Origin of the sequence: Pseudoalteromonas sp. PS5, from assembly GCF_004103255.1 — a bacterium.
Classification (GTDB): Bacteria; Pseudomonadota; Gammaproteobacteria; order Enterobacterales; family Alteromonadaceae; genus Pseudoalteromonas; species Pseudoalteromonas peptidolytica.
Map to the genome: position 1 here is coordinate 74375 of NZ_RCSQ01000068.1, position 15120 is coordinate 89494.

The 15120-nt window shown below is 42.9% G+C and carries 13 protein-coding genes; 6 read left to right on the plus strand and 7 right to left on the minus strand.

The window, feature by feature from the left end; translation table 11 throughout:
• Positions 1-23 precede the first annotated feature (23 nt).
• The gene (locus D9603_RS09480; RefSeq protein ID WP_128731117.1) at positions 24-908 is read right to left on the minus strand and encodes a hypothetical protein; all 885 of its coding nucleotides are present in this window, start codon (positions 906-908) and stop codon (positions 24-26) included.
• 135 nt (positions 909-1043) lie between these two features.
• On the opposite strand from D9603_RS09480, the gene D9603_RS09485 reads away from it, so the two are divergent.
• From D9603_RS09485 to yjjG, 3 genes are all read left to right on the plus strand, one after another.
• Positions 1044-1943 (plus strand): phosphoribulokinase, encoded by a 900-nt coding sequence (locus D9603_RS09485; RefSeq protein WP_125251035.1) that lies wholly within the window; start codon positions 1044-1046, stop codon positions 1941-1943.
• Between the two features lie 98 nt (positions 1944-2041).
• The gene (gene yjjX, locus D9603_RS09490) at positions 2042-2575 is read left to right on the plus strand and encodes an inosine/xanthosine triphosphatase (protein WP_128731118.1); all 534 of its coding nucleotides are present in this window, start codon (positions 2042-2044) and stop codon (positions 2573-2575) included.
• Complete coding sequence (gene yjjG, locus D9603_RS09495; protein ID WP_128731119.1) at positions 2575-3252, plus strand: pyrimidine 5'-nucleotidase; 678 nt, start codon at positions 2575-2577, stop codon at positions 3250-3252. The genes yjjX and yjjG overlap by 1 nt, the downstream gene beginning before the upstream one ends.
• A gap of 235 nt (positions 3253-3487) precedes the next feature.
• On the opposite strand, the gene rlmB is transcribed toward yjjG, so the two are convergent.
• The 5 genes from rlmB to D9603_RS09520 form a co-directional block, all read right to left on the minus strand.
• Positions 3488-4228, minus strand: coding sequence for a 23S rRNA (guanosine(2251)-2'-O)-methyltransferase RlmB (gene rlmB / locus D9603_RS09500; protein ID WP_128731120.1), 741 nt, complete (start codon positions 4226-4228; stop codon positions 3488-3490).
• A gap of 21 nt (positions 4229-4249) precedes the next feature.
• Positions 4250-6736: a ribonuclease R gene (gene rnr / locus D9603_RS09505; RefSeq protein ID WP_128731121.1), complete on the minus strand. Its 2487-nt coding sequence runs from the start codon at positions 6734-6736 to the stop codon at positions 4250-4252.
• Positions 6737-7091: 355 nt separating this feature from the next.
• Positions 7092-9278 carry an ATP-binding protein gene (locus D9603_RS09510; protein ID WP_128731122.1) on the minus strand — a complete coding sequence of 729 codons (2187 nt, stop codon included), beginning with the start codon at positions 9276-9278 and terminating at the stop codon, positions 7092-7094.
• A 108-nt stretch (positions 9279-9386) separates the two neighbouring features.
• Positions 9387-9989 carry a response regulator transcription factor gene (locus D9603_RS09515; RefSeq protein WP_128731123.1) on the minus strand — a complete coding sequence of 201 codons (603 nt, stop codon included), beginning with the start codon at positions 9987-9989 and terminating at the stop codon, positions 9387-9389.
• On the minus strand, positions 9986-11080 hold the full coding sequence (locus D9603_RS09520) for a histidine kinase (RefSeq protein WP_128731124.1): 1095 nt from the start codon (positions 11078-11080) through the stop codon (positions 9986-9988). The genes D9603_RS09515 and D9603_RS09520 overlap by 4 nt, the downstream gene beginning before the upstream one ends.
• A gap of 110 nt (positions 11081-11190) precedes the next feature.
• Between D9603_RS09520 and D9603_RS09525 the strand changes: the two genes are divergently transcribed.
• The 3 genes from D9603_RS09525 (at position 11191) to D9603_RS09535 (ending at position 14081) form a co-directional block, all read left to right on the plus strand.
• Entirely contained in the window at positions 11191-12054 is an 864-nt protein-coding gene (locus D9603_RS09525; RefSeq protein ID WP_128731125.1) for a DMT family transporter, read from the plus strand.
• Positions 12051-12773: a glycerophosphodiester phosphodiesterase family protein gene (locus tag D9603_RS09530; RefSeq protein ID WP_128731126.1), complete on the plus strand. Its 723-nt coding sequence runs from the start codon at positions 12051-12053 to the stop codon at positions 12771-12773. The genes D9603_RS09525 and D9603_RS09530 overlap by 4 nt, the downstream gene beginning before the upstream one ends.
• Positions 12774-12854: 81 nt before the next feature.
• Complete coding sequence (locus tag D9603_RS09535) at positions 12855-14081, plus strand: methyl-accepting chemotaxis protein (protein WP_176032409.1); 1227 nt, start codon at positions 12855-12857, stop codon at positions 14079-14081.
• Positions 14082-14131: 50 nt separating this feature from the next.
• Here the strand turns inward: D9603_RS09535 and epmA are convergent, their stop codons facing one another.
• Positions 14132-15106 carry an elongation factor P--(R)-beta-lysine ligase gene (gene epmA / locus D9603_RS09540; RefSeq protein ID WP_128731131.1) on the minus strand — a complete coding sequence of 325 codons (975 nt, stop codon included), beginning with the start codon at positions 15104-15106 and terminating at the stop codon, positions 14132-14134.
• Between the last annotated feature and the right edge of the window lie 14 nt (positions 15107-15120).

The window sequence follows — 15120 nt, forward strand, 5'->3', positions numbered from 1 at the left end:
ATCTATTCCTATATTTATTGTGATCAGTCTTCACTGTGGCAGACAAATGCCAGTTTGTTGTTAAAAAAACTTAAACGAGAAATTGAGGTCTTACAGTAACTTCTTAGATTTCTGAATAAATGTACTTTTTTAGGGGAATTTAAATCACGATAAAAGATTTTATTATCCAGTGCATAGGCCACTTTATTATCGTCTAACCAAGTATAGTCCTGAACCTGACTTGGTAGTGCAAAATATCGCTGAATATGGTCGCTTTGTTTGTGGTAGGTTGCGAACCACGTTAAGCCATTAACTTGATAGGTAAAAGCAAACACATCTCGAGCACGGTTGTAAGATAAGCTCCGACCAATATCTTCAGCTAGAATTTGTGGCAGATGGCCGTTTATATCAGTGTATTGTAGGGTATGTGGAGCGCTTTCAGTGGCACCTAAAATAAACATGATTAGGTCTTGGTTATCACCCCAAGCGTGATACCCCACAGGCTCAATATGCTCAAAAACTCGACTTGGCTTCTGGGCATCATCAAACGGATAGAACCACAACCTTTGTTTGCCTGATGCTTCGACCACGATCGCCGTTAACCCTGCGCCACTTGGGTGAAGTGTGGGTGAATATTCAGAGACCAGGGATTGTGTCAGGTTCGTTGTGTGTTTACTTTGAAAGTCATAGAAAAACAGATCTGTTTGGCTCTTACCATCAGTACTTACCTCTGCCGTATAGTAGACTCCAGAGTCGGTTACCAGTGGCTGATTAAAATACGCTGAATTGTCAGTAATTGGCTTTGCGCTAAAGTGCTCAGCTAATTCAGCTAGCCAAATTTGGCTTTTGGGCATAGAAGAATAAGCCGGTAAACAAGATGCCAAGGCAAATAAGCCAACCGCGAGCTTCACACGCATAGAAGTGAGCATGGATGTTCCTTTGATTTTTCGTTGTCGTTATATCGCTGCTCTATGATACCCAACACTCGCCTTCAAGCAAAGCTTGCCAAAAACTTTGCTTCGCGTAACATCGAATTAACTGGTGATGAAAGCTAAGGCAAAATAATGTCAGACAAACACCCTATTATCGCTATTACTGGTAGCTCAGGCGCAGGGACTACAACGACGACAAGCGCGATAAAGCACATATTCCGCAGTCTAAATACCAAGGCCGCATACGTGGAAGGCGATAGCTTTCATCGTTTCACTCGCCCTGAAATGGATAAATTGCGTCGCGAAGCGCTACAAGAAGGTAAACACATTAGCTATTTTGGTGAGGAAGCGAACGATTTTGGAGCACTAGAAAAGCTATTTAAAAGCTATGGTGAAACGGGGAATGGAAAAGTACGCCGTTATCTTCACACATTTGACGATGCAGTGCCATTTAACCAACTACCGGGCACCTTCACGCCTTACCAAGAGTTAGAGCACAATACCGATATGCTGTTTTATGAAGGATTACATGGTGGCGTTGTAACACCGGAATATGATGTCGCTAGTAATGTAGATTTATTAATTGGTATGGTGCCTATCATCAACCTTGAATGGATCCAAAAGCTTATTCGTGACACCAATGAGCGCGGCCACTCCAAAGAAGCGGTTATGACTTCAATCGTGCGCTCAATGGATGATTACATTAACCATATCACCCCACAGTTTTCTCGCACCCATATTAATTTCCAACGCGTACCCACTGTAGATACTTCAAACCCTTTTAGTGCTAAAGACATCCCGTCGTTGGACGAAAGCTTTGTGGTTATTCGCTTTCGTGGTATCGAAGATGTCAATTTTCCCTACTATTTACAAATGATTGAAGGCAGCTTCATGTCGCGTGTCAATACCCTCGTAGTACCGGGAGGGAAAATGGGGTTAGCGATGGAATTGGTGTTAACTCCGCTGATTAAAGAGTTGCTAGTAAAAAAACGTGCCCTCGAAAATATGGCACCTGTCGATTTACCGATTTAACCTGGCTTATCTTTTGATAAGAAATAATAGCTTCCTTGCATCACGCCATATCACACTTTACACTGACGTCTTTTAGGGCATTACGAGTATGTTGTAATATGGACGTGCTTACCGTTTTAGTAGGGTCTAAAAACCCAGTCAAAATCAACGCTGCAAAAGCTATCTTTACACTGTACTTTCCCAACGCCAAAATCGATTGTCAGGGCATATCAGCCCCCAGCCTTGTTGCTGACCAACCTTTAGGTGAGCAGGCCACACGAGAAGGCGCGGAAAACCGAGTTACTTACCTTAAACAGCATCACCAAGCTGATTTTTATTGTGCAATGGAAGGAGGCGCGGCCAAATTTGAGTATGGCGCTGCGACATTCGCTTTTGTTGTCATCGCGAATAACACTCGTACTAGTATTGGTCGCAGCTGCAACCTGCCGCTACCGGCATCGGTCTACGCACGCCTTGAACAAGGTGAAGAACTCGGGCATGTGATGGACGACCTATTCAACACTACTAATATAAAACAACAAGGTGGTGCGATTGGACTGCTGACCAATCACCTCGCTACCAGAGAAAGTAGCTATACTCAAGCGTTATTGCTTGCCATGGCACCGTTTAACCACCCTGAGATGTATCCATAATGTCGCACTACAGCCATATTCTATTTGACGCCGATGAAACCTTGTTTAGTTTTAATGCCAAACTCGGGTTGCAAAAACTATTTGCACATTATGATGTTGTGTTTAGTGATGCAGACTATGAGGAATATAACAGCCTCAACACACCACTTTGGGTAAAATATCAAAATGGTGAAATTGACGCTAAAACATTACAAATTACTCGTTTTAAACGCTGGGCAACAAAGCTCAATGTGACACCTGAAACCCTCAATGCTGGTTTTTTAGCGGCGATGGCAGAGATTTGCCAGCCACTGTCAGGTGCTCGCGCCTTGCTTGACAGTCTTAAGGGTCAGTGCACTTTGGCTATCATTACCAACGGCTTTGCCGCACTTCAGCAAAAACGCTTAGAACATACAGGTCTTATAGATCGTTTTTCTGAAGTGGTGATCTCTGAGCTGGTGGGTAAGGCCAAACCAGATCCTAGTATTTTTGAACACACCTTAGCGTTACTAGGTAACCCTGACAAATCTAAGGTCTTAATGGTTGGTGACACGCCTGCGAGTGACATTTTAGGTGCAAACCGCTTTGGAATTGATAGCTGTTGGCTGCAACACGAAGGTAAAGTTTGTCCTGATCATATCAAGCCAACCTATACCGTAAAGTCACTTGCGCAGCTACAAGCCATTTTAAAGGGGTAATACCCAGCGCTTATTTGCGGGAGCAAGTTTACCTTGCGCGCTATTAAAAAGCTCGCCGAGTAAATCGGCTCCTACCAAAGATAATTTGTGTGGGAATACACTTACCTTGCGCGCTATAAAAAAGCTCGCCGAGTAAATCGGCTCCTACCAAAGCGAATTTGTGTAGGAGCAAGTTTACCTTGCGAGCTTTTACCGCTTTAAAGATGCTCTGCTCTAAACAGCGCTTATCAAATAATTAAAGTGCCGAGCGCTGTCTCAATACTTCAAACAAACATACACCAGTGGCAACCGACACATTTAAGCTAGATACGCTACCGACCATAGGGATCTTTACCAACTCATCACAATGCTCACGTGTTAGGCGGCGCATACCGTCACCTTCCGCGCCCATAACGATGGCCATAGGCCCTGTTAGGTTGGCATCAAACACGGCGGTATCAGTTTCTCCAGCGGTACCAACTACCCACACTCCTGCCTCTTTGATATCGCGCAACGTACGAGCAAGGTTCGTCACTTGAATGAGCGGAACCGTTTCGGCTGCACCACACGCCACTTTTCTTGCCGTGCCATTCAGTTTTGCTGACTTATCTTTAGGTACAATCACACCATGTACACCAGCTGCATCCGCACTACGTAAGCAAGCTCCTAAGTTGTGAGGATCTGTCACCCCATCCAACACCAAGAAAAACGGTGTGGTTTCTCGTTGAATGATGTCATCAAGATCTTTTTCATTGAAAGCCCGCGCCCCTTTGACATTAGCAATAATGCCCTGATGTTGCTCACCATTTGCTTTGTTATCAAGTGCTTTACGCTGCATAAATTGCACCGAAATACCAAACTTACGGGCATCGTTTACGACTTGATTTAAGCGCTTATCTTCACGTCCCTTCAGTGCATAAATTTCTAATAAGCGCTCCGGCGCGTTATTCAAAATGGCTTCGATTGAATGAAAGCCAAAAATTAATTCGTTACTCACGTTAAAGCTCCCGCTTTAGATTTATTGTGCTTTTTTACTGCGATTTCTTTCATTTTTACCAGGACGTTTTGCTTTGCTTTTCGCCCCTTTCGTTTTTTTGCTGCTCGATTTCTTTTTCGATTTCAGCGTACCGGCCTTTTTCGCTTTTTTAAGCTCACCTTTTGGCGTTGTCTTCTTCCGCTTTTTAGACTTTCCAGCCCCTTTATCTTTGTCACTTACCGAGTCAGTCTCATCACGGCGTTTAGTCTCAGGGATCTTACCTGCTTTAAGTTGTGCACGAACACTACCAGCAGCCCCCTTTGCAGACTTTCTTCGTCTTGCGTATCTGTCTTGTTGGCCTTCTTCGGCCAATGCTAAATTGATCCGGCGGTCATCTAAGCTCACCGAAGCAACCACTACATTAAGCTTATCGCCCAACCTAAACACAGTACGGCTATGCTCTCCAATCAAGCACTGCTTAGCTGCATCAAAATGGAAGTATTCATGACCCAAATTGCTGACATGGATCATACCGTCAATCTGCAAATCGTCCAGCCTGACAAATAAGCCAAAGTTGGTAACTGACGAGATCACACCAGTAAACTCATCACCAACATGGTCTTGCATAAACTCACATTTAAGCCAATCAGCAACTTCACGGGTCGCGTCATCAGCGCGGCGCTCTGTCATTGAGCACTGCTCACCGAGTTGTTTTACTTCATCTTCGTTATAGATATAAGCGCCACTCACAGGTTGCTCTTGTTGCTGCAAGATGCCTTTGATCGCACGATGCACGACTAAATCTGGGTAACGACGGATCGGTGAAGTAAAGTGGGCATAGGCTTTTAATGCCAAACCAAAGTGACCAATATTTTCTGGCTGATATACTGCTTGCTTCATTGAGCGCAGTAACATGGTTTGGATCAATTCTTTTTCAGGGCGATCTCCCAATGACTCAAGCGCTTGCGTCAACTCCTCTGGCGACGGATCGTTAGGTAATTGGCTTTCAATACCCAAGTCTTGCAAGAATTGTCTAAACTGGCTCAACCTTTCAGGATCTGGCTCATCATGAACACGGTACAAACTATGGGCTTCGTGTTTTTCCAATAGCTTTGCCGCAGACACATTCGCCAAGATCATACATTCTTCAATCAACTTATGGGCGTCGTTTCTAACAACAGGCACAATGGAGTCAATCTTACGATGTGCGTTAAAAACAAAACGTGTTTCTAGGGTTTCAAACTCAATTGCACCACGCTCCTGCCTTGCCGCTTTAAGCGCCATATACATGTTATGAAGCTCTGTGAGATGAGGCACAAGTGGCTGATAATCAGCCCTCAGTTTTTCATCGCCTTGTAAAATCGCATGAACTTTGGTGTACGTTAAACGGGCGTGAGAGTTCATCACTGCTTCGTAAAAGCGGTAGCCCGATAAACGACCTGCTTCAGACACTGTCATTTCAGCGACCATACACAAACGGTCAACTTTTGGGTTTAGCGAGCACAAGCCGTTAGACAGCACCTTTGGAAGCATAGGTACAACTTGCTCAGGGAAATACACAGAATTTCCACGTTCTATCGCTTCTTTGTCAAGCGCGGTGCCTTTACCTACATAGTGAGAAACATCAGCAATGGCCACCCATAAGCGCCAGCCACCTGACTTTTTACGTTCACAATACACGGCGTCATCAAAGTCCCGGGCATCTTCGCCATCAATGGTCACTAACGGTAAATCACGCAGGTCAACACGGCCCTGTTTCGCTGATTCTTCAACAAACTCACCAAGATTTGCTACTTGTGCTTCAACTTCACTTGGCCATTCATGAGGAATGTCATGATTACGTAGTGCCACTTCAATTTCCATACCAGGTGCCATATGGTCACCTAATACTTCAAGCACTTTGCCCATTGCATTCATTTGCTTACTTGGACTTTGAGTGATCTCTACTTGCACCATTTGATTATGGCGAGCACCATTTTCTTGACCTGGTACTATGATAATATCTTGCGTAATACGCGGATCTTCTGGCACCACTACCGCCATGCCAAACTCAACAAAATACCGACCGACTACAGGGGCTCGTTCTTTTTCAAGCACGCGGACAATGCGTGCCTCAACCTTACCACCCGACCCTCGGCTACCAGCTTTAGCTAGCACCCAATCGCCATGTAGCACTCGCTCCATCTGATATTTAGTGATAAACCAATCTTTGGGTTCGCCTTCCACTTCTAAAAAGCCAAAGCCGTCACGATGCCCAACAACACGGCCTTTCACTAAGCCATCATCGCTTGGAATGGTGTAACACTTGAATTTATTGAAGTGTAACTGACCATCTCGCTCCATCGCGCGCAAGCGGCGTTTAAGTGCGATTTGACGCTCTTCGTCTAGCACTTTTAAGTCGAAACACAGTTGAGAGAAAGAAGGAGGTTTGGCCGCGCTTTTAATGTGTTCTAAGATAAATTCGCGACTGGGTACGGGGTTGTCGTATTTTTGCTGTTCTCTATCGAGATAGGGATCCTGTTTTGGCATTACTGTCTTGTTAAATAAGCTATGCTGTTATTTTAACCCAAAATAACAGCACTCGCATTAATTATCAGTGAACACAGTAAGCGAATTCAAAATAAGTTCATATATCGGCTTGATGATAATTATCAATTCAAGCCTTTGGCTAAAATTTACCAACGATATTTAAAAACCAACCTTTTGAGTCATAGCTTAAATCGGTTAAGTCATCCGAAAAGTGAGTGAAGTTATATCCCCCATTTTCATGCAAAAACTAACCTTGCCTATGTTTAATAATATCAAAAGCTTATACTTTAACTACAGTGCTATTTGCATGAAAACATACAAAATAAATAACCTACATAACACCAGATGAAGCCTATTATGCTGATAAATTCACTGCCTGATTTGAATGACTCTGTGGGGTTACCAGCTGTGCATGTAACTCTAATAGACGCTCAACAGACTGACGAGCCACAGCAGCGAGTGTATCCCAATCTATTGTCGAACTAGTTTGTAGTAGCTGAGACTGTAAGCTTTGAATATGTTCGACTAAGTTTATCATGCCAAAGTTCTGCGCTTCGGCCTCGATATAATGCAGCTTTTCTGCTGCTAAGTCCTGAACATCTAGCTCAATTAACCCCTTTATCTGGGCAATTTCATATTCAAACCTATCTGCAAGGTACATCAGTTTGGTTGCTAAAACTCCCGATGCTTCACTGTGTACAAGCTCTAAAAATTTAGGCCGGTCAATCAACACTTTGCGCTCAATGGAGGAAACTTGTTTGATCGTTGAACTTTCTAATACCGCATAGAGACGACTTGGCATCACCGGCTTTGTTAAACAATCCTGCATACCAGCTTGTAAGCATCGCCTTTTCAATTCAGGGTCGCCATCACCTGTCAACGCGATTACTTTGATTTTTTTCGTAAAACCAATTTCAGTAAATCGAGTTTTGAACCACTCAAGGCCATGCCCATCAGGTAAATGCATATCTAATAAAACAATATCAAAATGATGTGCAAGTAGAGTAACTTCAGCCTCTGCCAAGCTTTTAACTAGAGAAAACTGCGTAACCATATCATTTAGGTAATTGCTGATCACCTCAACGTTTATTGCATTATCCTCAACAACCAATACATTCAATGGCAGTTTTTCCGCACTCAACTGACCTTGCTGTATTGGCGTGTTACTACATTGGCAAGTTAATTCAAAGCTAAACTCAGTTCCTTGTCCTAACTGACTTTTTACGTCCAAGTTAGCTGCTAGCCCATGTAATAGTTGTTTACATAGCGCCAAACCAATCCCGGCACTATGTGAGATAGATTGTTCGCTGTCGAGAGTGACGAAGGGTTCAAAAATTCTTTCTATTTGGGCCTCAGTTAAGCCTTTTCCTGTATCGCGAATAGCAAACCGAATTGCTTGCTTATCGTCTTCTCTAGCTGCGCCTTCAAGGCTTAGCGTAATACACCCTTTGTCGGTATATTTTATCGCATTTGAAAGCAAATTTCTTAGTATCAGCGCTAACGTATCTTGCTCTACAACATGCACATCCTGCGGATATAAACCTTTGACTTCCACCTTCAAACTCAGGCCCTTTGCTAATGCGAGGGGCTGTAATAAACGTACTAGCTCTTGAGCAAGACTATAAAGGGAGAAAGGCACGCGGTTTTGTGCTGCATACTCGCCCTTTGCCTGTAGCAGCACTTGATTGGCTAAATCAGACATCGACATCGCAGCATGAACTATCACATCACACAGTTCAGCATGACGAGCAGGCTCACGCGGAACCTTTTTAAGTGATTCTGCGTGCCCAACAATGGCATTTAACGGTGTTCTTAATTCATGACTTAGCAGGGTTAAAAACTGGCCTTTGATTTGTGCTGACTGTTCAGCAGCCGTTTTCAAGCTTTGCAATTCTTTTTCACGGCGGCTACTACACAACAGACAAAGTGAAAAGCATAGCAACAATGGCATAGTGCTTACTGACACGGAGAAGAATTGATTAACCCAATTTGCTGACACTAAGCTATCTGTTACTGAGTAGCTACCTAACATGACAGCCCTGAAGGTAAATACCAACAGCAGGCTAAAACAAGATAAACCAAATGCCCAGTGTGCCACAGTAAAGTCTTTTGATAACAACTTTTGGCCTTGATTTAGCGCTCTTAAACAATAAATCATTGCCATTGCCCACACCAAATAATTGAGTATGACCCGTGCAATAAAATTAAAGTCTACGTATAAGAAATAACTAAAACTAGGAATTCCGATAGCCCCAAGCACATACCAAGGCATATAGTTACTCTGAACTGCAAAAAAGGCGTCCACACCCCGAGTAAGATAGAATAAACCTATTGCTATGGCTAAATTGGGAATAAAAATAGAAAATGTGACGGGTAATGTATAGGCAGCCAGCAGCCCACATCCAATCCCCGTCAATGCAATAAAACACAGCCAATCTCGAGTGCCTGGGAGAGCCTTATTAATAAACCAGTTTACCGCCATAAATACAGTGCAAACCACCGTGGTAATTGCGGTTACTTGAATAAGGAATTTAGGATCCATCAACAACACTCAAAATTAATACATTATCATTATTTTGTGAAGTAGCGCAGTATAGTACTGCTTAACATTATTTTGAAGTATTAAGTGAATATATGCTATTACAATACCTTACAGCCACCCTTTTTGCTTCGCGATCCTTGCTGCATCAATTCGATTTGTCGCATGTAATTTGGCGATAGCATCCGAAAGATAATTTCTTACGGTTCCGTCACTTAAGAATAATTGAGCTGCAATTTCCGTCGTTTTTAAGCCCTCTCCTGCCAATCGTAATGCCCTGCGTTCTTTATCTGTCAAAGGATCAGCATCTTCAAGTGCATATAAAGCCAGCTCAGGATCAATGACCTTTTGCCCATTCATCACTTTTTTTAAGGTTGATAGTAAGTACTCGCTTGGCGCTTCTTTCAAAACAAAGCCATTCACTCCTAGTGTAATTGCGCGGCGAATGTAGCCTGCTTTGGAAAAGGTTGTCATGATGACCACTTTGCAGTTAGGCTGTGTTTGTTGCAAATGCTGGGCAAGCTCAAGTCCTGTAATATGAGGCATCTCGATATCGGTCAGCACAACATCTGGGCTTAAAGACTTGAGTTTTTTTTTGGCAACCTGACCATTTTCAGCATCTCCTATTACTTCAATATCCTGATCTAAACTTAATAGTGCAACGATAGCACCTCTAACTAATGCTTGATCTTCAACAATAAACACGCGGATCATAAATCTACCTCAATAACAGCTTTAAAATATCCACCTTGCTCTGTGTGATAAACCAACTGACCACCACACTCCTTTAAACGCGCTCGGATCCCCATTAATCCATTCCCTTCTTTAATACTCTTCACTGAACCATTGTCTTTAATTTCAACTGATATACTCTGTTGCGTTTGTTGCAGTTGCACACTCACTTTGTCGGCATCGCTATGGCGGATAATATTGGTACATACCTCTTTGGCAAAAAAACACAAGCTCGCTTCTTTTTCTTTATCTATTTCCACCGCATTCAGGTTTAGCGACACAGCAATTCCCTTATCTTTCAGCCGCGAGGCCATAATATGAAGTTGTGCGTCTAATGCCAGTTGATGATAACCAGTAACGGCCTGGCGTACTTCGCTCAGTGCTTCTCGTGCAAGCTCCGCGACCTGAAGGGCCTCAGATTGCGCTTGCTCGTACGCCTGTGCAGCAGCAAACTTACTGGCAAGCTCAGCCTTTAATGCAATAGAACTCAATGAATGCCCGAGTAAATCATGTAAATCTCGTGCAATTCGTTCTCGCTCAGCAACGGCGCCTAGGCGTTTTATCTCTTGCTCACTTTGACGCTGCAACTGACGATGCACTCGCTCTCTATGCGTTACCCAGCCAAAGATAAATAGCCCCAATGAAACACAAATGGCAGGCATTAAAAAATAAATCGTATGCGCTGGTATGATAAAATGGGAGGTAAACAAGATCGATATGAGTAGCCCCAAAAATCCATAAACTTTGTATTTACCCTGTAAACTAAAACCGCAAAAAAAAGCAACAAAACCAAATAACGAGCTAGTACCGGTTGTCGCCAAACTGCCAACAATACACAGTAACGTCATCAGTGACAAAAGGGTAATTAAAGCAATGCCGGTTTTGGCAATACTCTGCCAATACAGCCAGACAAATCCGAGATAAATCAACAGCTGCGCGAGCAGGTTAACGCTCCCTTCTTGTGTCCAACTAAAAGCCAAAGGAAAGAAATAAAAAATTGAGAATATCAATGGACCGGCATCCCAAAAGGAGCGCCGTTTTTCTACTAAAGTGTGATCTGTGGTAATGGCCACCACGTTCTCCCGCTCATTATTTTTAATGTTGTTTTACTTTTATTGTTCGATGTGGAATGACAAGTGTTCGCAATCTTGTAGACTGCTAAAAAAAGTCAAAATAATTTTTTATGCAACCGAAACAATCCGCTTTACTGTCGCTCCATAGTGCCGTTTTATTGTTTGGTGGAACAGCATTATTTTCAAAATTGATTTCACTATCAGCACTTGATATTACTGTTTATCGCGCAGCTATTGCTTTCATTGTGTTACTTATTTTATTAAAACTGCAACGCCAGCCTATAAAACTACACAATCAACGAGATTATCTAGTCGCTATTATGCTCGGCGCAATTGTTGGGCTGCATTGGGTTACTTATTTTGCCGGTATGCAAATGGCTGGCATTGCTATCGGGATCATCGCATTTTTTACTTACCCGGTGATCACTGTATTTTTAGAGCCATTATTTAATCGCAAACAAATACAACTCAAAGATATTATCAGTGCATCAACAGTATTGCTGGGGATATATTTACTGGTGCCTGAAGCTAGCCTTGGTAATCAAGTAACATTGGGTATTATTACTGGGGTATTCTCAGGCGTGCTATTTGCACTACGCAACCTATTACAAAAACAATTTTTTTCACACTATAGCGGACCACACACTATGCTATATCAAACGCTGGTAGCTTGTTTGCTACTCATTGCGTTTGTTGACGTGCCACCACAGCACGTTTCGCCGCAAAACATTTCACTCATTCTGCTAGCAGGGGTTGTATTTACGGCTATTCCTCATGCTTTATTTGCCTCAAGTTTAAGACATTTATCTGCTACCACAGCCGGATTAATTTCTTGTTTACAGCCATTGTATGGAACACTGTTAGCTTATATTCTGTTACACGAGACACTAACGCTAACAACATTATTTGGTGGCTTGTTAGTCGTTAGTGCAGCCTGTTTTGAAACTTGGTCTATTACAAGGAAAAAAGCATGATTCAAGTCTTAGCGCATCGTGGAGCCAGTGGCAGTTATCCCGAAAATACGCTTGCTGCTATAGAGGCAGCGTTGGATGTTGGTGTTGATGGTATAGAGTTAGATGTGCAAAGCTGCGCAGATGATTACGCGATTATTCATGATACTTGGCTTGATAGAACCACGAATGGCGTCGGCAGAGTGAATGAACAAAGCCAAGCTTACTTAGCAACGCTGGACGCGGGTAAAGGACAAAAAATTCCCACTTTGCAACAAGTGTTTACTACCATTGGTACGCGAACCGATATTAATTTAGAGCTTAAGCATACTTTTGGTTTGGATAAATTTGTTTCCTACATTGAAGCGCATATTCAACAGGGTATTATCAACCGTGAGCAATTGCTCATTTCATCATTCGATCATCATCAACTGCTATGGTTGAAGCAAAAGTTGCCCTGGGTGAGAATTGGCGCACTGACCGCTTCTATTCCAATCCACTATGCGCAATTTGCCGGATCACTGCATGCTTACAGCATTCATATGGACAAGAATTTTATCAACCATGAGTATGTGTTGGATGCAAAGTCTAGAGGCCTTAAGGTATTCGCCTATACGGTCGATAAACAACAAGACATAGATATGATGATTGATTATGGTGTAGATGGTATTTTTACCAATTACCCATGCCAGACAAAAATGTATTTACAACGGAATGGTGCTTATGCCACTCCAAAAGAGTAACTAGTTGATCGCTTTAGCATTGTTATTCCATTTAGCTCATCTATACTGAGACAAATAAAGTGGCACAATGATGAGCCCAATATGAGTTTATATATGCGCATTTATAATTTTATCGAAGAAACCTTTTTCTTCACACTCACTCGTAAAATAGTTGGTAACCTAGGATTTTTACTGCTTTTTCAAATTATTAGCTTGATTTGGCTATATTCTGAGCTGGTGAGCGCCGACGCCAGTCTGGCCGCATTCTGGCTGCTAGCTATTGTGATTATTGCAGCATTTGGTTTTACTGTGTTCTACATGCGCTTTTTAATTGTCCGCCCAGTACAAGCAATGAAAGAGTCATTAGAGCGAATTAACCGCCAAGATGGTAATTTAGATGCCAAATTGCCTCAGTTTACCTTTGACGAATTTAGAGATCTCAGCGAACAATACAATTCTTTTACCACTCATTTAAGCGAACTATTAGAAAAGACCTATCAAAGTGCTGCTGCTGCAACCCAAAGCAACCATGATGTCACAGCATCAATGCAAAGTACCGCAAGCTACGGTCAGCAGCAGTTAAGTCAGGGCGATACCATCATTGCAGCCTCTGATCAGGTTAGCCATAGCTTACAAAGCATTGTTCACAATACGGATCAAGTATATCAGGCCAATACAGAGAGCCTGCACTTCGTGAGAGGCTCATCACAAACCGTCACTAAATTGGTAGCTGAAGTAAAACAGATCACCACACTGCTTGGTAACTTTTCATCGACGGTGCTGGGGCTAAAAGAGAACAGCGAAAATATCCGCAGTATCCTAAAAATGGTTGAAGAGTTTTCAGATCAGACTAATTTACTTGCGCTCAACGCCGCGATTGAAGCTGCCCGAGCAGGAGAAGCAGGTCGAGGGTTTGCCGTGGTCGCCGATGAGGTAAGAGCACTCTCCGTCAAAGTAAATGACGCCACACGCCAAATTAGTGACTTTATCAACAAGATGAACGTACTTGTTGGCGAAACCAATCAAGAATCAGAGCAACTTATTTCACATTCGGTTTCTGCCGAGAAAGCCATTAGTGAGACATCCAATGGTTTTATCTCAATGAGTGATGATTTTGAACGCAATCAAGCACAATTGGAAGAAATTGTCAGCGCAGTGCACCAACTGGAAGAGACACAAAAGCACACCCATCAAGCTGTGCAGCAAATTGTTGAATTGGGGCAGCACTCAAAATCGCAAATAGATAGTGCATTGGCTGAATGTCAAAGCGCCCAAAAACTTACAGAAACAACCCAAAAAGAGCTGAAACGGTTTGTTTCACATAAATAGCCTAAACTTAGGATCACTATTTGCTCTTACCCCAGCTGTTTCGCGGTGCGTTAAGCCCGCGAAACATCAAAACTGATTACTTCACTTATGGTCGTTTTGTTTAGTGCGAGCATAACCAATCTATCTATGCCCACCGCAACGCCGGCACAATCAGGAATGCCAGCATCAAGAGCTGCGAGTAGACGCTCATCGACAGGCACAGCATCAAGCCCCATTTCTGCCCTTAGCTGATTATCTTGCATAAAACGGGCACGCTGCTCGGCTGCGTCGGTTAACTCATTAAAACCATTTGCCAGTTCCATATTTTGATAATACAGCTCAAAGCGCCCAGCAACTCGATTATCTTTCGGGTTGAGCTTGGCAAGCGCGGCTTGTGATGCCGGAAAATTATATACAAAACACGGAACACGTTGGCCAATTTGCGGCTCAATCTCCATACAGAACAACAACTGTAGCAATGTATCTGGGTTATTTTCAATCGCGGCTATATCACCATAACCACGCTGCTCGGCATGCTTTTTTAAGTCGCTTAAAGAGATAGCTAGTGGGTCAAACCCAAGATAGGTAATAAACGCCTGCTGATAGCTGATTGACTCACTTGCAGGACAGTCTAGTAAATACTGCATCAATTCATCTAATTCAGACATTAGCTCAAATTCATCATAGCCCACCTGATAATACTCAAGCATAGTGAACTCTGGATTATGATGACGGCCAGACTCTTCATTACGAAATGCTTTACCAAGCTGAAAAATAGAGCCACTTCCAGCTGCCAATAACCTTTTCATGGCATACTCTGGAGAAGTTTGTAAGTACAGTGGCAACCCTTGGCTATGATTTGGGCCAACAAAACGTGTATGGAAAGTATCTAAATGGGGATCGGTTACTGAGGCCTGCGAGAGGCTTGGGGTTTCTACCTCCATTACCTCTCGGGCTGCGAAAAACTGCCGTATTTTCGCTAAAATCGCGGCTCTATGTCTTAGCGTTTCTATGCTTGCGCTCGGCTGCCAATCATTTACCATTATTTCTACTCCAAAAA